We start from the raw sequence: 17,502 nt of genomic DNA on the forward strand, positions 1-17,502 counted from the left end.
GCGGTCGGGGACATCCCAAAAAAAATCAAGATCTCGCCGGTGTGACATTTCACCCGGCGTTCTCATACGAGGAGATCGGTTCGTGACGATCCGCGTAGGCATCAACGGCTTTGGCCGTATCGGTCGCAACTACTTCCGCGCGCTCCTTGAGCAGGGTGCCGACATCGAGGTCGTGGCCGTCAACGACCTGGGCGACACCGCGACCACGGCCCACCTGTTGAAGTACGACACCATCCTGGGTCGCCTCAAGGCCGAGGTCTCGCACACCGCCGACACCATCACCGTCGACGGACACACCATCAAGGTCCTGTCCGAGCGCAACCCCGCCGACATCCCCTGGGGCGAGCTCGGCGTCGACATCGTCATCGAGTCCACCGGCATCTTCACCAAGCGCGAGGACGCCGCCAAGCACCTCGCCGGCGGCGCCAAGAAGGTCCTCATCTCGGCTCCGGCCACGAACGAGGACATCACCATCGTCATGGGTGTCAACCAGGACCAGTACGACCCGGCGAACCACGACGTCATCTCGAACGCGTCCTGCACCACCAACTGTGTCGCCCCGATGGCCAAGGTCCTCGACGAGAACTTCGGCATCGTCCGCGGTCTCATGACCACGGTCCACGCGTACACCAACGACCAGCGCATCCTGGACTTCCCGCACAAGGACCTGCGCCGCGCCCGCGCCGCCGCGGAGAACATCATCCCGACCACGACGGGTGCCGCGAAGGCCACCGCCCTGGTCCTCCCGCAGCTCAAGGGCAAGCTGGACGGCATCGCCATGCGCGTCCCGGTCCCCACCGGCTCCGCCACCGACCTGGTGGTCACCCTCGACCGCGAGGTCACCAAGGACGAGGTCAACGCGGCCTTCAAGAAGGCCGCCGAGGACGGCCCGCTGAAGGGCATCCTCTTCTACACGGAGGACCCGATCGTCTCCTCGGACATCGTCAGCGACCCGGCGTCGTGCACCTTCGACTCCTCGCTGACCATGGTCCAGGACGGCAACTCGGTCAAGATCCTCGGCTGGTACGACAACGAGTGGGGCTACTCCAACCGTCTCGTCGACCTGACCACCTTCGTCGGCGACCAGCTCTGACGTACTAGGGTTCAACAGGGCAGGGCTTTCGATGTGAGCAGGGCTCGGGCAGCGCGACGAAGCGCTGCGCGGGCCCTGTCTCGTGTGCTCCACCGCGTACCAAGGAGTCAGTGAACAGATGAAGACGATCGACGAGCTTCTCGGCGAGGGCGTCGAGGGCAAGCGGGTGTTCGTCCGCGCCGATCTCAACGTGCCGCTCGAAGGCACGACCATCACCGACGACGGCCGCATCCGCGCCGTCGTCCCCACGGTCAAGGCGCTCGCCGACGCCGGCGCCAGGGTCGTGGTCGCCTCCCACCTGGGCCGCCCCAAGGGCGCCCCGGACCCGGCGTTCTCCCTCGCCCCCGCCGCCGCGCGGCTCGGCGAACTGCTCGGCGCCGAGGTGGCCTTCGCCACCGACACCGTCGGCGAGTCCGCCCGGGCGACCGTCGCGGGCCTGACCGACGGCAAGGTGGCCGTCATCGAGAACCTGCGCTTCAACGCCGGCGAGACCTCGAAGGACGACGCCGAGCGCGACGCCTTCGCGGAGCAGCTGGCCGCCCTCGCCGACCTCTACGTCGGCGACGGCTTCGGTGCCGTGCACCGCAAGCACGCCTCGGTGTACGACCTCCCGGGCAAGCTGCCGCACGCGGCCGGCTACCTGATCGCCACCGAGGTCGGCGTCCTGAAGAAGCTGACCGAGGACGTCCGGCGGCCGTACGCGGTCGTCCTCGGCGGCGCCAAGGTCTCCGACAAGCTCGGCGTGATCGACCACCTCCTGGAGAAGGCCGACCGCATCCTCGTCGGCGGCGGCATGGCCTACACCTTCCTCAAGGCCCAGGGCCACGAGGTCGGCATCTCCCTCCTCCAGGAGGACCAGATCCCGGCCGTGCTCGACTACCTCAAGCGGGCCGAGGAGAAGGGCGTGGAGTTCGTCCTCCCCGTCGACGTCCTGGTCTCGCCGTCCTTCCCGGACCTCAAGACCAAGGCCCCGTCGAACCCCACCACGGTCGCCGCGGACGCCATCCCGGCCGACCAGGAGGGCCTGGACATCGGTCCGGAGACCCGCAAGCTGTACGCCTCGAAGCTCGCCGACGCGGCCACCGTCTTCTGGAACGGCCCGATGGGCGTCTTCGAGCACCCCGACTACGCCGAGGGCACCAAGGCCGTCGCCCAGGCGCTCGTCGACTCCCCGGCCTTCAGCGTGGTCGGCGGTGGCGACTCGGCCGCCGCGGTCCGCATCCTGGGCTTCGACGAGAACGCTTTCGGCCACATCTCGACCGGTGGCGGCGCCTCCCTCGAATACCTCGAGGGCAAGCAGCTCCCCGGCCTCGTCGCACTGGAGGACTGACCTTCCCATGACCACCCGCACCCCGCTGATGGCGGGCAACTGGAAGATGAACCTCAACCACCTGGAGGCCATCGCCCACGTCCAGAAGCTCGCCTTCACCCTCACCGACAAGGACTACGACGCCGTCGACGTCGCCGTCCTCGTCCCCTTCACCGACCTGCGCTCCGTGCAGACCCTGATCGACGGCGACAAGCTCAAGATCAAGTACGGCGCCCAGGACCTGTCGGCCCACGAGTCCGGCGCGTACACCGGTGAGATCTCCGGCGCCATGCTCGCCAAGCTGAACACCGCCTTCGTCGCGGTCGGCCACTCCGAGCGCCGCCAGTACCACGGCGAGTCCGACGAGCTCTGCAACGCCAAGGTGAAGGCCGCCTTCGCCCACGGCATCACCCCGATCCTCTGCGTCGGCGAGGAGCTGGACGTGCGCGAGGCCGGCAACGCCGTCGCGCACACCCTCGCCCAGGTCGAGGGCGGCCTCGCGGGCGTCCCGGCCGAGCAGGCCGAGACGGTCGTCGTCGCCTACGAGCCCGTCTGGGCCATCGGCACCGGCAAGGTCTGCGGCGCCGGGGACGCCCAGGAGGTCTGCGGGGCGATCCGCGGCAAGCTCGCGGAGCTGTACTCGCAGGACGTCGCCGACAAGATCCGCATCCAGTACGGCGGCTCCGTCAAGGGCGGCAACGTCGCCGAGATCATGGCGCAGCCCGACATCGACGGCGCCCTGGTCGGCGGTGCCTCGCTGGACGCGGACGAGTTCGTCAAGATCGTCCGTTTCCGCGACCAGTGACGATGTAGAGCGGCGGAGGTGATCCGTCGTACCCTTGCGGGGGTCGGGCAGGTGCCCGGCCCCCGTCCCTTTTCAAGCTCCGAGGAAGTTGGTCCAGCCGTGGTTATGGGGTTCTCGATCGCCCTGATCGTCTTCAGCGGCCTGCTGATGCTGCTGGTGCTGATGCACAAGGGGAAGGGCGGCGGCCTCTCCGACATGTTCGGTGGCGGCATGCAGTCCTCCGTCGGCGGCTCCTCGGTCGCCGAGCGCAACCTCGACCGGATCACGGTCGTGGTCGGGGTGCTGTGGTTCGCCTGCATTGTGGTACTTGGTCTGCTCATGAAGCTGGACGGGTAACTCCGCACACTGGACGCGCGTTGGGCCTTCCGTAGACTGGGGCATCTTCGAGCACCATCACGCAGGGAGTTACGACCGTGGCAAGTGGCAACGCGATCCGGGGAAGCCGGGTCGGAGCGGGGCCGATGGGGGAGGCCGAGCGGGGCGAGTCGGCACCGCGCCTCCGCATCTCCTTCTGGTGCTCGAACGGGCACGAGACCCAGCCGAGTTTCGCGAGCGACGCGCAGGTCCCCGACACCTGGGACTGTCCTCGCTGCGGTTTCCCGGCCGGCCAGGACCGGGACAACCCGCCGGACCCGCCGCGCACCGAGCCGTACAAGACCCACCTCGCCTACGTGCGGGAGCGTCGCAGCGACGCGGACGGCGAGGCCATTCTCGCCGAGGCGCTCGCCAAGCTGCGGGGCGAGATCTGAACACAGGACGAACACCGGCCGAAGGGCCCTGGACGCGAACCTGCTTCGCGACCGGGGCCCTTCGTCGTGTCCGGTACCGGTGGCACGGATCGCCCCGCGCGATCAATTAGGTTGGAGGAGCAGCGGGGCAGAAACGTACGAGAAGAAGTGGGCGATGTCCGAAATGACCACTGAAGGACGCATCAGGCTCAACCGGCTGCCCGAGTGGGCGGCCCTCGGCAAGCACCGGGAGCAGCTGGGCGACACCCATCTGCGCGAGCTGTTCGCGGCCGACCCGGAGCGCGGCACCGGGTACACCCTGCGGGTCGGCGACCTCCACCTGGACTACTCCAAGCAGCTCGTCACCGACGAGACCCTGGCGCTGCTGCGCGAACTGGCCGACGCCACCGACGTCGCCGGCCTGCGCGACGCCATGTTCCGCGGCGAGAAGATCAACACCACCGAGGACCGGGCCGTCCTCCACACCGCGCTCCGCGCCCCCCGCGGGGCCGTGATCGAGGTCGACGGCGAGAACGTCGTCCCCGAGGTCCACGCCGTCCTCGACAAGATGGCCGGCTTCGCCGACAGGGTCCGCTCCGGCGCGTGGACCGGCCACACCGGCAAGCCGATCAAGAACATCGTCAACATCGGCATCGGCGGCTCGGACCTCGGCCCCGCCATGGCCTACGAGGTCCTGCGCGCCTACACCCAGCGGGACCTGACGTTCCGTTTCGTCTCCAACGTCGACGGGGCGGACCTCCACGAGGCCGTCCGCGACCTCGACCCCGCCGAGACGCTCTTCGTCGTCGCCTCGAAGACCTTCACCACCATCGAGACGGTCACCAACGCCACCTCCGCCCGCGACTGGCTCCTCACCGGTCTCGGAGCCGGCCAGGAGGCCGTCGCCAAGCACTTCGTGGCGCTCTCGACCAACGCCGAGAAGGTCCAGGACTTCGGCATCGACACGGCCAACATGTTCGAGTTCTGGGACTGGGTCGGCGGCCGCTACTCCTACGACTCCGCCATCGGCCTCTCCCTGATGATCGCCATCGGCCCGGACCGGTTCCGCGAGATGCTCGACGGCTTCCACCTCGTCGACGAGCACTTCCGCACCGCCCCCGCGGAGGAGAACGCCCCGCTCCTGCTCGGCCTCCTCGGCGTCTGGTACGGCGGCTTCTTCGACGCCCAGTCGCACGCCGTCCTGCCGTACTCCCACTACCTGTCCAAGTTCACCGCCTACCTCCAGCAGCTCGACATGGAGTCCAACGGCAAGTCCGTGGACCGCCAGGGCGAGCCGGTCGACTGGCAGACCGGACCGGTCGTCTGGGGCACCCCCGGCACCAACGGGCAGCACGCCTACTACCAGTTGATCCACCAGGGCACCAAGGTCATCCCCGCCGACTTCATCGGCTTCGCGCGGCCCGTCGACGACCTGCTGCCCGGCCTGGTCCCCCAGCACGACCTGCTGATGGCCAACTTCTTCGCCCAGACCCAGGCCCTCGCCTTCGGCAAGACGCCCGAGGAGGTGCGCGCCGAGGGCGTGCCCGAGGAGCTCGTCCCGCACAAGACCTTCCGGGGCAACCACCCCACCACCACGATCCTCGCCGACGAGCTCACCCCCTCGGTCCTCGGCCAGCTGGTGGCGCTCTACGAGCACAAGGTCTTCGTCCAGGGCGCGATCTGGGACATCGACTCCTTCGACCAGTGGGGCGTCGAGCTCGGCAAGGTCCTCGCCAAGAGGATCGAGCCCCTCCTCACCGGCGACGGGGACACCGGGGGCCTCGACAGCTCCACCGCGGCCCTGGTCTCCGCCTACCGCGCGCTGCGCGGCCGGAGCTGACCGATGGCGGGGGAGGACGCGGTACGGCTCCGGCCGCCCAGGAACGCCGTGGACCGCAGGGCGGTCGGCTGGTGGCGGACCCGGTGCCTGCTCGGCACCGCCGTCCCGGTCGCCGTCCTGGCCGTGCTCGGCGTCCTGATCGGACCGGCCAGGACCTGGCTGCTCGCCGCGGCCGCCGTCCTGGCCGCCCTCGGGCTCGCCTGCACCGCGTTCTTCCCCGCCTGGTGGTACCGGGTGCACCGCTGGGAGGTCACCGACGAGGCCGTGTACGTCCGCACCGGAGCCCTGTGGCAGGAGTGGCGGATCGCCCCCATGTCCCGGATCCAGACCGTGGACACCGTACGCGGCCCGCTGGAGCAGCTCTTCGGGCTCGCCACCGTCACCGTCACCACCGCCTCCTCCAAGGGCGCGCTCCGGGCGGAGGGGCTCGACCACGAGCTCGCCGCCGAACTCGCCGAACGGCTCACCGCGCTCACCCGGGCCACCCCCGGGGACGCCACGTGAGCGCCGGGCCCGAGGGGGAGTGGCGGCGGCTCGACCCGCGCACCCTCCTCGTCACCGCCGCCGTGTTCTGCGGGATCGCGGTCGGCGCCGGAGTGCCCGTGGCCGCCGGACTCGCCGGCGGCCGGCCGCTGTGGCAGGCCGTCGCCTGGGTCCTCGCCGGCGCCGCCCTCCTCGTCGGCGGCGGCACCGTCGCCGACTGGGTGCGCTGCCGGCGCACCCGCTACCGGATCGGCCCCGACCGGATCGAACTCCACACCGGCCTGCTCCTCCTCAAGCGCCGCTCCCTGGCCCGCGACCGGATCCGCAGCGTCGACCTCACCGCCAACCCGCTCCAGCGCGTCCCCGGCCTCGTCAAGGTCCGCATCGGCACCGGCGAGTCCACCGGCGGCGGCGAGTCCACCCTCGAACTCGAACTCGTCACCCGCGCCGAGGGCGAACGGCTCCGCCGCGAACTCCTCACCCGTCCCGCCGAAGCGGCCGACCCCGCCCACGACGGCACCCTCGCCGTCCTCGACCCCCGCTGGATCCGCTACGCCCCCGTCTCCTTCGTCGCCCCGGCCCTCGGCGGCGCCGCGGCCGGAGCGGTCATGCAGGTCAGCGAGTGGTTCGGCGCCCAGGCCGAGGTCATCGACTGGATAGGGGACCGCTTCGCGTCCGTCTCGCTGACCTGGATGATCGTCGACCTGGTCCTCCTCGCCACCCTCGCCGGCGCGGTCGGCGCCCTCGGCCTCTGGATCGAGATGTGGTGGAACTTCCGGCTCGAACGCGAACCGGGCGGCACCCTCCGGGTCCGCCGCGGCCTGTTCACCGCCCGCTCGGTCACCCTGGAGGAGCGCCGGCTGCGCGGCGTCGAACGGGTCGAGCCGCTCGGCGTCCGGCTCTTCGGAGCCGCCCGGCTCGACGCCGTCGCCACCGGCCTCACCGAGGACGACGACGAGAAGCACACCGACCTCAAGGCCCTGCTCCCGGCCGCGCCCCGGGCCGTCGCCGACCGCGTCGCCGCCGAGGTGCTGCGCGAGCCGGAACCGCCCACCTCCGCCCCGCTCGCCGCCCACCCCCGTGCCGCCCGCACCCGCAGGCTCCGCTGGGCCCTCGCCGCCGTGCTGCTGCCCGCCGCCGTCCTCGCCCTCCTCGGGGCGCTCCTGACGCCGGTGCTGCTGTACGTGGCGGCCGGCTGGACCGTGGTGCTCGCGCCGCTCGCCGTGCTCCTGGCCCGGGACGCGTACCGCTCCCTCGGACACACCGTCAGCGGCGGATATCTGGTCACCCGTTCGGGCACGGTACGCCGGGCGACCGTCGCCCTGCAGCGGACCGGGATCATCGGCTGGACGGTCAAGCAGTCGTCCTTCCAGCGTCGCGCCGGGATCCTCACCGTCACCGCCACCACGGCCGCGGGGGAGGGCGCCTACGATGTCCTGGACGCCGGGGAGTCCCAGGGCCTCGCCCTCGCCGACCGGGCCGTACCGGGGCTGCTCGCGCCCTTCCTCGTACCGGCGGACGCACCGGCCGAGGCGCCGGCCGGAACGCCGGAGGCCCGGCCCACCTCTCGGTGAACCGGGCCTCCGCACGGGGCTGTCGGCGCTACGCCAGCTCCGAGGCCGCCGTCGTGTCCATCAGCCACAGCGTGCGCTCGGTGCCGCGGGCCCCGGACGCCGGGACCCGTGCCTCCTCCGCGTCGCCGGAGAGCGCGAGGGCCGCGGCCTTCGCCTTGTCCTCGCCGGCCGCGAGCAGCCAGACCTCCCGGGCCGCCCGGATCGCCGGGAGGGTCAGGGAGATCCGGGTCGGCGGCGGCTTGGGCGCGTCGTGCACCCCGACCACCGTCCGCCCGGTCTCCCGGACCGCCGGGAGCTCCGGGAAGAGCGAGGCCACGTGGGTGTCCGGGCCGACGCCCAGCATCAGCACGTCGAAGGCCGGCACCTCGGCCCCCGGGCCGGCCGCGGCGGCCAGCTCGGCCGCGTAGGCCGCCGCGGCGGCGTCGGCGTCGTCCCCGTACGGTCCGTCCGAGGCCGGCATGGCGTGCACCCGGGCCGGGTCCAGTGGGACCCGGTCGAGCAGCGCCTCGCGGGCCTGGGTGACGTTCCGCTCCGGGTCGCCCTCGGGCAGGAACCGCTCGTCGCCCCACCACAGGTCGAGCCGCGACCAGTCGATCGCGTCCCGGGCGGGCGCCGCGCCGAGCGCGGCGAGCAGGCCGTTGCCGTTGCGGCCGCCGGTCAGCACGATCGAGGCGGTGCCCCGGGCGGACTGGGCGTCCACGACCGCGGTGATCAGCCGGGCCGCCGCGGCCTCGGCCATCAGCTCCTTGGTCCGGTGGACCACCAGGCGCGGGGCGCTCACTTGGCCGCCGCCTTCTTCGCCGGGGCCTTCTTGGCGGGCGCCTTCTTCTCCGTCTCGGCCCGGGCCTCGGCGGCCTCGGCCGGGGCGGCGGTCACGTCCACCGGCTGCTCGGGCGCGGGGGCGGTGGTGGCCACCTCCTCGTCGAGCCGCTCCAGGCCGTACCGCAGCGACGCCGCGTAGGTGTCGTCCGGGTCGAGCCGGCGCAGCTCCTCCGCGATCAGCTCGGCCGTCTCGCGCCGCTTGAGCGCCACCGCGCGGTCCGGCTGTCCCTGTATGGAGAGGGTGGCGAGCGAGCCGTCGGGCCGGTCGAGGACGATCGGTCCGGCGCTGGTCTGCAGCCGTACGGAGGTGAGGCCCGGACCGTTCGACCGGGAGCGCCGCACCGGCACCTTCAGCCGCTCGGCCAGCCACATCGCGAGGAGCTCGACGCTCGGGTTGAACTCCTCGCCCTCCACGTCGGCCGAGGTCACCGTGCAGTGGACCTGGTCGAGCGCGGCGGCCAGCATCGAGCGCCACGGGGTGATCCGGGTCCACGACAGGTCCGTGTCGCCGGGGGTGTACGTGCCCGCCCGCGCGGTCAGCTCCTCGATGGGCTGCTCGGCGGCGTACGTGTCGGTCACCCGCCGCTGGGCGAGGGCGCCCAGCGGGTCGTTCGCCGGGTCGGTCGGCGCGTTCACCGGCCACCAGACGACGACGGGGGCGTCCGGGAGGAGCAGCGGCAGGACCACCGACTGGGCGTGGTCGACGACCTCGCCGTACAGCCGGAGGATCACCGTCTCCCCGGAGCCGGCGTCGGCGCCGAGGCGGACCTCGGCGTCGAGCCGGGTGTTGGCCCGGTCCCGGGGCGAGCGCGAGCCCCGCTTGATGACCACGAGGGTGCGCGAGGGGTGCTCGCGGGAGGCCTCGTTGGCCGCCTTCAGGGCGTCGTAGGCGTTCTCCTCGTCGGTGACGATGACGAGGGTGAGCACCATGCCGACGGCCGGGGTGCCGATCGCCCGCCGCCCGAGCACCAGCGCCTTGTTGATCTTCGAGGACGTGGTGTCCGTCAGGTCGGTCTTCATGGCCGGCGCCAGCTCCTGCCGTCTCGTGCGAGCATCTCGTCCGCCTCGACCGGACCCCAGGTCCCGGACTCGTACTGGGCGGGCTTGCCGTGCTTGTCCCAGTACTGCTCGATCGGGTCGAGGATCTTCCAGGACAGCTCGACCTCCTCCACGCGCGGGAAGAGGTTGGAGTCGCCGAGCAGGACGTCCAGGATGAGCCGCTCGTACGCCTCGGGGCTGGACTCGGTGAAGGACTCGCCGTAGGCGAAGTCCATCGACACGTCCCGGATCTCCATCTGGGTGCCGGGCACCTTGGAGCCGAAGCGGACGGTGACGCCCTCGTCGGGCTGCACCCGGATGACGATGGCGTTGCGGCCCAGCTCCTCCGTCGACGTGTGGTCGAAGGGGGAGTGCGGGGCGCGCTGGAAGACCACCGCGATCTCGGTGACCCGGCGGCCGAGGCGCTTGCCGGTGCGCAGGTAGAAGGGGACGCCCGCCCAGCGGCGGTTGTCGATCTCCAGCTTGATCGCCGCGTAGGTGTCGGTCTTCGACTGGGGGTCGATGCCCTCTTCCTCGAGGTAGCCGACGGCCTTCGCGCCGCCCTGCCAGCCGGCCGCGTACTGACCGCGGACGGTGGACTTCGCCAGGTCCTTCGGCAGCCGGACCGCGCCCAGGACCTTGGTCTTCTCCGCGGCGAGCGCGTCGGCGTCGAAGGAGGCGGGCTCCTCCATCGCGGTCAGCGCGAGCAGCTGGAGCAGGTGGTTCTGGATGACGTCACGGGCGGCGCCGATGCCGTCGTAGTAGCCGGCGCGGCCGCCGATGCCGATGTCCTCGGCCATGGTGATCTGGACGTGGTCGACGTACGACCGGTTCCAGGTCGGCTCGAAGAGCGTGTTGGCGAAGCGGAGCGCCAGGATGTTCTGGACGGTCTCCTTGCCGAGGTAGTGGTCGATGCGGAAGACCGCCTCGGGCGGGAAGACCTCGTGGACGACCTCGTTGAGCTCCTTGGCGGAGGCGAGGTCGTGGCCGAAGGGCTTCTCGATGACGGCGCGGCGCCAGGAGCCGTTCTTCTGGTCGGCGAGGCCGTGCTTCTTCAGCTGCTGGACGACCAGGGGGAAGAACTTCGGCGGCACGGACAGGTAGAAGGCGAAGTTGCCCCCGGTGCCCTGGGCCTTGTCCAGCTCCTGGATGGTCTCCTTCAGCTGCTCGAAGGCCTCGTCGCTGTCGAAGTCGCCCTGGACGAACCGCATGCCCTGGATGAGCTGCTGCCAGACCTCCTCGCGGAAGGGGGTGCGGGCGTGCTGCTTGACCGCGTCGTGGACCTCCTGCGCGAAGTCCTCGTCCTGCCATTCCCGGCGGGCGAAGCCGACGAGCGAGAAGCCCGGCGGCAGCAGGCCGCGGTTGGCCAGGTCGTACACGGCGGGCATCAGCTTCTTACGGGACAAATCGCCCGTGACGCCGAAGATGACCAGGCCCGACGGCCCCGCGATGCGCGGGAGCCGTCGGTCGGCGGCGTCACGGAGCGGGTTGACTCCGTCGACGGTGCTCAAAGTGGTCAGCCCTCCGAAGGGACGCGGCGCGCGAGCTCCGCCTCGGTCGAACCGAGCAGGTCGTTCCAGGACGCCTCGAACTTCTCGACGCCCTCGTCCTCCAGGAGCTGGACGACCTCGTCGTAGGAGATGCCCAGCTTGCCGACGGCCGCCAGGACCTCGCGGGAGGCGTCGTAGGTGCCGCGGATGGTGTCGCCGGCGACCTCGCCGTGGTCGGCGGTGGCCTCCAGGGTCGCCTCCGGCATGGTGTTCACCGTGCCCGGGGCGACCAGGTCCACCACGTACAGCGTGTCCTTGTACGCCGGGTCCTTGACGCCGGTCGAGGCCCACAGCGGGCGCTGCTTGTTGGCGTGCGCCTTGTCCAGGGCCGCCCAGCGCTCCGAGGAGTCCGAGAAGACCTCCTCGTACGCCTCGTAGGCCAGGCGCGCGTTGGCGAGCGCGGCCTTGCCCTTGAGGGCCTTGGCCTCGTCGGTGCCGATGCCGTCCAGGCGCTTGTCGATCTCCGTGTCCACGCGGGAGACGAAGAAGGACGCCACCGAGTGGATCTTCGCCAGGTCGAGGCCGCGCTCACGGGCCTTCTCCAGGCCCGCCAGGTAGGCGTCCATGACGGCGCGGTAGCGCTCCAGGGAGAAGATCAGCGTCACGTTCACGCTGATGCCGAGGCCGATGACCTCGGTGATCGCCGGCAGGCCCGCCTGGGTGGCCGGGATCTTGATGAGCGTGTTGGGGCGGTCCACCAGCCAGGCCAACTGCTTGGCCTCGGCGATGGTGGCGACCGTCTCGTGGGCGAGCCGCGGGTCGACCTCGATCGAGACCCGGCCGTCCTGGCCCTCGGTCGCGTCGAAGACCGGGCGCAGGATGTCGGCGGCGTCGCGGACGTCCGCCGTCGTGATCATGCGGATGGCCTCGTCCACGGTCACCTTGCGGGCGGCCAGGTCGGCGAGCTGCTGCTCGTACCCGTCGCCGGAGGTGATCGCCTTCTGGAAGATCGACGGGTTGGTGGTGACCCCGACCACGTGCGACTGGTCGATCAGCTCGGCCAGGTTGCCGGACGTGATCCGCTTGCGCGACAGGTCGTCCAGCCAGATCGCGACGCCTTCGTCGGAGAGGCGCTTGAGAGCGTCTGTCATGAGAAATGCATCTCCAAAAAGTCGTACGTATCCGCGTCAGCGCGCGGCGGCGGCGATCGATTCCCGAGCGGCGGAAGCGACGGCCTCCGGCGTGAAACCGAACTCACGGAACAGGACCTTGGCGTCGGCCGAGGCACCGAAGTGCTCCAGCGAGACGATCCGGCCGGCGTCACCGACGTACCGGTGCCAGGTCAGGCCGACACCGGCCTCGACCGCGACCCGCGCCTTCACCGACGGCGGCAGGACGGAGTCCTTGTACGCCTGGTCCTGCTCCTCGAACCACTCCACGGACGGCATCGAGACGACCCGGGTCGGGACGCCCTCGGCCTGGAGCTGCTCACGGGCCTCGACGGCCAGGTGCACCTCGGAGCCGGTCGCGATGATCACGACCTGCGGGGTGCCGCCCTCGGCGTCGAAGAGCACGTAGCCGCCCTTGGCCGCGTCCTCGTTCGGCGCGTAGGTCGGCACGCCCTGACGGGTGAGCGCCAGACCGTGCGGCGCGCCCTTCAGGTACTCGCGGGTGTGCCGCTTCATGATCTCGCGCCAGGCGATCGCCGTCTCGTTGGCGTCGGCCGGGCGGACCACGTTCAGACCCGGGATCGCGCGCAGCGAGGCCAGGTGCTCCACCGGCTGGTGGGTCGGGCCGTCCTCGCCGAGGCCGATCGAGTCGTGCGTCCACACGTAGGTGACCGGCACGTGCATCAGGGCCGACAGGCGCACCGCGTTGCGCATGTAGTCCGAGAAGACCAGGAAGGTGCCGCCGTAGATGCGGGTGTTGCCGTGCAGCGCGATGCCGTTCATCTCCGCGGCCATGGCGTGCTCGCGGATGCCGAAGTGGATCGTGCGGCCGTACGGGTGGGCCTCCGGCAGCGGGTTGCCCTCGGGGAGGAACGACGACGACTTGTCGATCGTCGTGTTGTTCGAGCCCGCGAGGTCGGCGGAGCCGCCCCACAGCTCCGGGACGACCTCGCCCAGCGCCTGGAGGACCTTGCCCGAGGCGGCACGGGTGGCGACGGACTTGCCCGCCTCGAAGACCGGGAGCTTCTCCTCCCAGCCGGCCGGCAGCTCGTTCGCCTGGATCCGGTCGAACTCGGCGGCCCGCTCCGGGTTGGCCGTACGCCACTCGGCGAGCTGCTTGTCCCAGGCGGCGCGGGCCTCGCGGCCGCGGTCGCCCAGCGCGCGGGTGTGGCCGATGACCTCGTCGGTGACCTCGAAGCTCTGCTCCGGGTCGAAGCCCAGGACGCGCTTGGTGGCCGCGACCTCGTCGTCGCCGAGCGCCGAGCCGTGCGCGGCCTCGGTGTTCTGCGCGTTCGGCGCGGGCCAGGCGATGATCGAGCGCATCGCGATGAAGGACGGACGCTCGGTCTCGGCCTCGGCGGCCTTGATCGCCGCGTACAGGGCGGCCGGGTCCAGGTCGCCGTCGGCCTTCGGCTCGACGCGCTGCACGTGCCAGCCGTACGCCTCGTACCGCTTCATCGTGTCCTCGGACACGGCGGTCTCGGTGTCGCCCTCGATCGAGATGTGGTTGTCGTCCCACAGCAGGATCAGGTTGCCGAGCTTCTGGTGGCCCGCGAGCGAGGACGCCTCGGCGGAGATGCCCTCCTGGAGGCAGCCGTCGCCGGCGATCACGTAGACCTTGTGGTCGAAGGGGGAGGTGCCGGGGGCCGCCTCCGGGTCGAAGAGACCGCGCTCGTAGCGGGCGGCCATCGCCATGCCCACCGCGTTCGCCACGCCCTGGCCCAGCGGGCCCGTGGTGGTCTCGACGCCGGCCGTGTGGCCGTACTCGGGGTGGCCCGGGGTCTTCGAGCCCCAGGTGCGGAAGGCCTTCAGGTCGTCGAGCTCCAGACCGAAGCCGCCCAGGTACAGCTGGGTGTACAGGGTCAGGGAGGAGTGGCCCGCGGAGAGCACGAAGCGGTCGCGGCCGACCCACTCGGGGTCGGACGGGTCGTGGCGCATCACCTTCTGGAAGAGGGTGTACGCGGCCGGCGCGAGGCTCATCGCCGTACCGGGATGGCCGTTGCCGACCTTCTGTACGGCGTCCGCGGCCAGGATGCGGGCGGTGTCGACGGCCCGCTGGTCCAAATCGGTCCACTGGAGGTCTGTGGTGGTCGGCTTAGTGCTCACCCTGGGTCAGGGCTCCTCTCCACATGTCTGTAGCCGGTGACTGAGGGTGTACCGGCGCTGTCGAGCCTACCCCCGAAAAAGCCCCCTCTTTTCGTGTCCATGCCCCTCAAATGAGCGGACGGAGCAAGACTGCCGGTGGCCGTGGCGGTTCGCCTCCCGAACGGCGCGCCGAAGGGTGTCCGCCCCTTGATACGAGGGGGGTCGCGAGGGGCGGTACGAGGGGTGACGGGAGAGGGGACGCGCGCCCACGGGTGAGCCCCGCCAACACGACCCCACCCCCGCGAAGATCGGCGTCTGGGCAACGTCTACAGTGGCGTGGTACGCGCAAGTTTCACCCCGTCTTTATCCGGGGAACTTGCTGGGAATTTCTCTGTCAGGGGTGTGCGTGACGGCCGTCGAGTCCCGACCCGCAGGGGTCGTCCTGGCTAACGGCCCGGGGGGCCATCGGCCGTTCGGGGCCCGCGTCAAGGCATTCGTGGCGCTGACCAAGCCGCGGATCATCGAACTGCTGCTCATCACCACCGTTCCGGTGATGTTCCTCGCCGAGCAGGGTGTGCCGGACCTGTGGCTGGTGCTCGCCACCTGCTTCGGCGGCTACCTCTCCGCCGGCGGGGCCAACGCGCTCAACATGTACATCGACCGCGACATCGACGCGCTGATGGACCGCACCTCGCAGCGTCCGCTGGTCACCGGAATGGTCTCGCCGCGCGAGGGCCTGGTCTTCGGCCTCACCCTGGCCGTCGTCTCCACCCTCTGGTTCGGCCTGCTCGTCAACTGGCTCTCCGCCTGGCTCTCGCTCGGCGCGCTCCTCTTCTACGTCGTGATCTACACGATGCTCCTGAAGCGGCGCACCGCGCAGAACATCGTCTGGGGCGGCATCGCCGGCTGCATGCCGGTCCTCATCGGCTGGTCGTCGGTCACGAACTCGATGTCCTGGGCCGCCGTCATCCTCTTCATGGTCATCTTCTTCTGGACGCCGCCGCACTACTGGCCGCTGTCGATGAAGGTGAAGGAGGACTACGCGCGCGTGGGCGTGCCCATGCTCCCCGTGATCGCCTCCAACAAGGTCGTCGCCAAGCAGATCGTCGCCTACAGCTGGGTCATGGTCGCGGTCTCTCTGCTGCTCACCCCGCTGGGCTACACCGGCTGGTTCTACACCGCCGTCGCCCTGGCCACCGGCGGCTGGTGGCTCTGGGAGGCGCACGGCCTCCTCAACCGCGCCAAGGCCGAGGTCAGCGGCGCGCAGCTCAAGGAGATGCGCCTCTTCCACTGGTCCATCACCTACGTCTCGCTGCTCTTCGTGGCGGTCGCGGTGGACCCCTTCCTGCGCTAGCCGTCCTCCGGCTCCGACGGCCGGGTCGTGTGGGCTGTCCCACGCGGCCCGGCCGTCGTCAGTCGATCTACCGCTCGGTAGCATCCTTGTCATGGCAGACACCAAGGAAGACACCACGGCCGTCGCCCCGCGCGACGCGCGCAAGGCGGCCAAGCTGGCCAAGGAGATCCGCGCCTTCGGCAAGGAGCACGGCGGGGTCGAGGGCCAGCTCGCCCACATCGGCCAGGCCGGCACCCGGATCGTCCTCGTCGGCGAGGACGGCGGCTGGGGCGACCTGGTGGCCCCCACCTACGCGATCGCCCAGCAGGCCGCGGAGAAGGCCGAGCTGACCCTCCACGACGAGTTCGACGGCGAGTTCGCCGCGAAGGTCGTGACCGGCCCCTACGAGTGGACCCGCATGGCCGGCATCCAGCTCGGCGGCCCCGCCAACGCCTGAACCGGAGCCGCCCGACCGGAGCCGCCCGACCGCCGGGCCGGCGACCCGCCGGGCGAGTGACGGCCGGACAGGTGACGGCCGGACCGCCCGCCTCGGCGGGCGGATCGGGTGACGCCGGGGCTTCCAGGCAACAACCTCGCGCGGGGCTCACCCGTTAGGACGTGTGGAGACACGTCCACGCAGGGAGCCCCCGAGATGATCGACACGCCGCGCCTGGTGGACCAGTACTGCCACGGGGTGCTCCGGACGGAGCTGGGTCTCGGCACCTTCGAGGCCCACCTCGGCCCCGCCGCCGTGCTGCCCGCCTCCGGCACCACCTTCTTCGACACCCAGACGGGCTTCGCCGTACGGCGCTGGTGCCCGCCGCTCCTCGGTCTCGAACCCCACTGCCCGCCGGCCCGCTACCTCGCCCGCCGTCGCGAGCTCGGCGTCGCCGAGACCGGCCGCCGGCTGCTGCGCGCCGCCGGCATCGCCACGTACCTCGTCGACACCGGCCTTCCCGGCGATCTCACCGGGCCCTCCGAGCTGGCCGCCGCGGGCGAGGCCCGCGCCCACGAGATCGTCCGCCTCGAACCCCTCGCCGAGCAGGTCGCCGACACCTCGGGCACCGTCGACGCCTTCCTCGCGAACCTCACCGAGGCCGTCCAGGACGCCGCGACGCGCTCCGTGGCCTTCTCCTCGGTCTCCGCCGCGCGCTGCGGCCTCGCCGCCGACGCGGAGCCCCCCGGGCGCGCCGAGACCCGCCGCGCCGCCGGACGCTGGCTCGCGGAGCGGACCGCCGGCGGCCCCCTGGACTCGCCGGTGCTGCTGCGCCGCCTGCTGTGGATCGCGGTGGGCGCGGGCCGGCCGCTCCAGCTGCACACCGGGGACCGGGACCCGGCCGGACTGGCCGGCTTCGCCGCCGCCACCGCCGGGCTCGGCGCCGACCTCGTGCTGCTGCACGGCACGCCGCACCACCGCACGGCCGCCCGGATGGCGGCCGTCTTCCCGCACCTCTACGCCGACCTGGGCGCCGCCCTGGCGCACACCGGGGCGCGGGCGGCGGACGTCCTCGCCGAGGTGCTGGAGCTCGCCCCGTTCGGCAAGCTCCTCTACTCCAGCGGCGCCCGCGCCCTGCCCGAGCTGCACGTGGTCGCCGCGAGCGCCTTCCGCACCGCCCTCGGCCGGGTGCTCGGCGCCTGGGTCCAGGACGGAGCCTGGTCCCGTACCGACGCCCAGCGGGTCGCCGCGATGATCGCGGCGGAGAACGCGACGCGGGTCTACCGGCTCGCCTGAG

Annotated in this window: 16 protein-coding genes; 11 read left to right on the plus strand and 5 right to left on the minus strand. The window is 71.5% G+C overall.

All coding sequences use genetic code 11. From position 1 onward, the window contains the following. Positions 1-82 precede the first annotated feature (82 nt). From gap to AB0E19_RS07395, 8 genes are all read left to right on the plus strand, one after another. Complete coding sequence (gene gap / locus AB0E19_RS07360; protein ID WP_362174687.1) at positions 83-1,093, plus strand: type I glyceraldehyde-3-phosphate dehydrogenase; 1,011 nt, start codon at positions 83-85, stop codon at positions 1,091-1,093. A 118-nt stretch (positions 1,094-1,211) separates the two neighbouring features. Continuing rightward, complete coding sequence (locus tag AB0E19_RS07365) at positions 1,212-2,423, plus strand: phosphoglycerate kinase (protein WP_362174690.1); 1,212 nt, start codon at positions 1,212-1,214, stop codon at positions 2,421-2,423. Between the two features lie 7 nt (positions 2,424-2,430). Further along, positions 2,431-3,207 carry a triose-phosphate isomerase gene (gene tpiA, locus AB0E19_RS07370; protein ID WP_360600649.1) on the plus strand — a complete coding sequence of 259 codons (777 nt, stop codon included), beginning with the start codon at positions 2,431-2,433 and terminating at the stop codon, positions 3,205-3,207. 105 nt (positions 3,208-3,312) lie between these two features. Continuing rightward, complete coding sequence (gene secG / locus AB0E19_RS07375; RefSeq protein WP_031002768.1) at positions 3,313-3,543, plus strand: preprotein translocase subunit SecG; 231 nt, start codon at positions 3,313-3,315, stop codon at positions 3,541-3,543. A gap of 77 nt (positions 3,544-3,620) precedes the next feature. Then, entirely contained in the window at positions 3,621-3,956 is a 336-nt protein-coding gene (locus AB0E19_RS07380; RefSeq protein ID WP_003957010.1) for an RNA polymerase-binding protein RbpA, read from the plus strand. A gap of 163 nt (positions 3,957-4,119) precedes the next feature. Then, positions 4,120-5,775, plus strand: coding sequence for a glucose-6-phosphate isomerase (gene pgi, locus AB0E19_RS07385; protein WP_362174695.1), 1,656 nt, complete (start codon positions 4,120-4,122; stop codon positions 5,773-5,775). Positions 5,776-5,778: 3 nt separating this feature from the next. Continuing rightward, a complete protein-coding gene (locus AB0E19_RS07390; protein WP_362174699.1) occupies positions 5,779-6,279 on the plus strand; it encodes a PH domain-containing protein in 501 nt (166 codons plus the stop codon). Continuing rightward, on the plus strand, positions 6,276-7,832 hold the full coding sequence (locus tag AB0E19_RS07395; protein ID WP_362174702.1) for a PH domain-containing protein: 1,557 nt from the start codon (positions 6,276-6,278) through the stop codon (positions 7,830-7,832). Before AB0E19_RS07390 ends, AB0E19_RS07395 begins: the two co-directional genes overlap by 4 nt. 28 nt (positions 7,833-7,860) lie before the next feature. On the opposite strand, the gene pgl is transcribed toward AB0E19_RS07395, so the two are convergent. Genes pgl through tkt form a run of 5 tightly spaced genes read right to left on the minus strand, consistent with a single transcriptional unit; the run spans position 7,861 to position 14,457 of the window. After that, entirely contained in the window at positions 7,861-8,613 is a 753-nt protein-coding gene (gene pgl, locus AB0E19_RS07400; RefSeq protein ID WP_362174705.1) for a 6-phosphogluconolactonase, read from the minus strand. Next, positions 8,610-9,674: a glucose-6-phosphate dehydrogenase assembly protein OpcA gene (opcA, locus tag AB0E19_RS07405; protein WP_362174708.1), complete on the minus strand. Its 1,065-nt coding sequence runs from the start codon at positions 9,672-9,674 to the stop codon at positions 8,610-8,612. The genes pgl and opcA overlap by 4 nt, the downstream gene beginning before the upstream one ends. Then, positions 9,671-11,203 carry a glucose-6-phosphate dehydrogenase gene (zwf, locus tag AB0E19_RS07410; protein ID WP_362174711.1) on the minus strand — a complete coding sequence of 511 codons (1,533 nt, stop codon included), beginning with the start codon at positions 11,201-11,203 and terminating at the stop codon, positions 9,671-9,673. Before zwf ends, opcA begins: the two co-directional genes overlap by 4 nt. A gap of 5 nt (positions 11,204-11,208) precedes the next feature. Further along, positions 11,209-12,333 (minus strand): transaldolase, encoded by a 1,125-nt coding sequence (gene tal, locus AB0E19_RS07415; RefSeq protein WP_360600663.1) that lies wholly within the window; start codon positions 12,331-12,333, stop codon positions 11,209-11,211. 36 nt (positions 12,334-12,369) lie between these two features. Next, positions 12,370-14,457, minus strand: coding sequence for a transketolase (gene tkt / locus AB0E19_RS07420; RefSeq protein ID WP_362174715.1), 2,088 nt, complete (start codon positions 14,455-14,457; stop codon positions 12,370-12,372). A gap of 385 nt (positions 14,458-14,842) precedes the next feature. Here tkt and AB0E19_RS07425 point away from each other — a divergent pair, with 385 nt between their 5' ends. The 3 genes from AB0E19_RS07425 (at position 14,843) to AB0E19_RS07435 (ending at position 17,501) form a co-directional block, all read left to right on the plus strand. Beyond that, the gene (locus AB0E19_RS07425; RefSeq protein WP_362174718.1) at positions 14,843-15,790 is read left to right on the plus strand and encodes a heme o synthase; all 948 of its coding nucleotides are present in this window, start codon (positions 14,843-14,845) and stop codon (positions 15,788-15,790) included. Positions 15,791-15,881: 91 nt separating this feature from the next. After that, positions 15,882-16,226, plus strand: a complete 345-nt coding sequence (locus tag AB0E19_RS07430) for a hypothetical protein (protein ID WP_360600669.1) — start codon at positions 15,882-15,884, stop codon at positions 16,224-16,226. 195 nt (positions 16,227-16,421) lie between these two features. After that, positions 16,422-17,501, plus strand: coding sequence for an amidohydrolase family protein (locus tag AB0E19_RS07435; RefSeq protein ID WP_362174722.1), 1,080 nt, complete (start codon positions 16,422-16,424; stop codon positions 17,499-17,501). The last annotated feature ends 1 nt before the right edge of the window (position 17,502 follow it).

Source organism: Streptomyces sp. NPDC047974, assembly GCF_040653375.1.
Lineage (GTDB): Bacteria > Actinomycetota > Actinomycetes > Streptomycetales > Streptomycetaceae > Streptomyces.

Bases quoted from the DNA above. Each gene is read 5' to 3' on its own strand.
- AB0E19_RS07390 (WP_362174699.1), top strand. From the start codon at position 5,779: ATGGCGGGGGAGGACGCGGTACGGCTCCGGCCGCCCAGGAACGCCGTG.
- opcA (WP_362174708.1), bottom strand. From the start codon at position 9,674: ATGAAGACCGACCTGACGGACACCACGTCCTCGAAGATCAACAAGGCG.
- AB0E19_RS07435 (WP_362174722.1), top strand. From the start codon at position 16,422: ATGATCGACACGCCGCGCCTGGTGGACCAGTACTGCCACGGGGTGCTC.
- AB0E19_RS07430 (WP_360600669.1), top strand. From the start codon at position 15,882: ATGGCAGACACCAAGGAAGACACCACGGCCGTCGCCCCGCGCGACGCG.
- secG (WP_031002768.1), top strand. From the start codon at position 3,313: ATGGGGTTCTCGATCGCCCTGATCGTCTTCAGCGGCCTGCTGATGCTG.
- tpiA (WP_360600649.1), top strand. From the start codon at position 2,431: ATGACCACCCGCACCCCGCTGATGGCGGGCAACTGGAAGATGAACCTC.
- tal (WP_360600663.1), bottom strand. From the start codon at position 12,333: ATGACAGACGCTCTCAAGCGCCTCTCCGACGAAGGCGTCGCGATCTGG.
- pgi (WP_362174695.1), top strand. From the start codon at position 4,120: ATGACCACTGAAGGACGCATCAGGCTCAACCGGCTGCCCGAGTGGGCG.
- AB0E19_RS07365 (WP_362174690.1), top strand. From the start codon at position 1,212: ATGAAGACGATCGACGAGCTTCTCGGCGAGGGCGTCGAGGGCAAGCGG.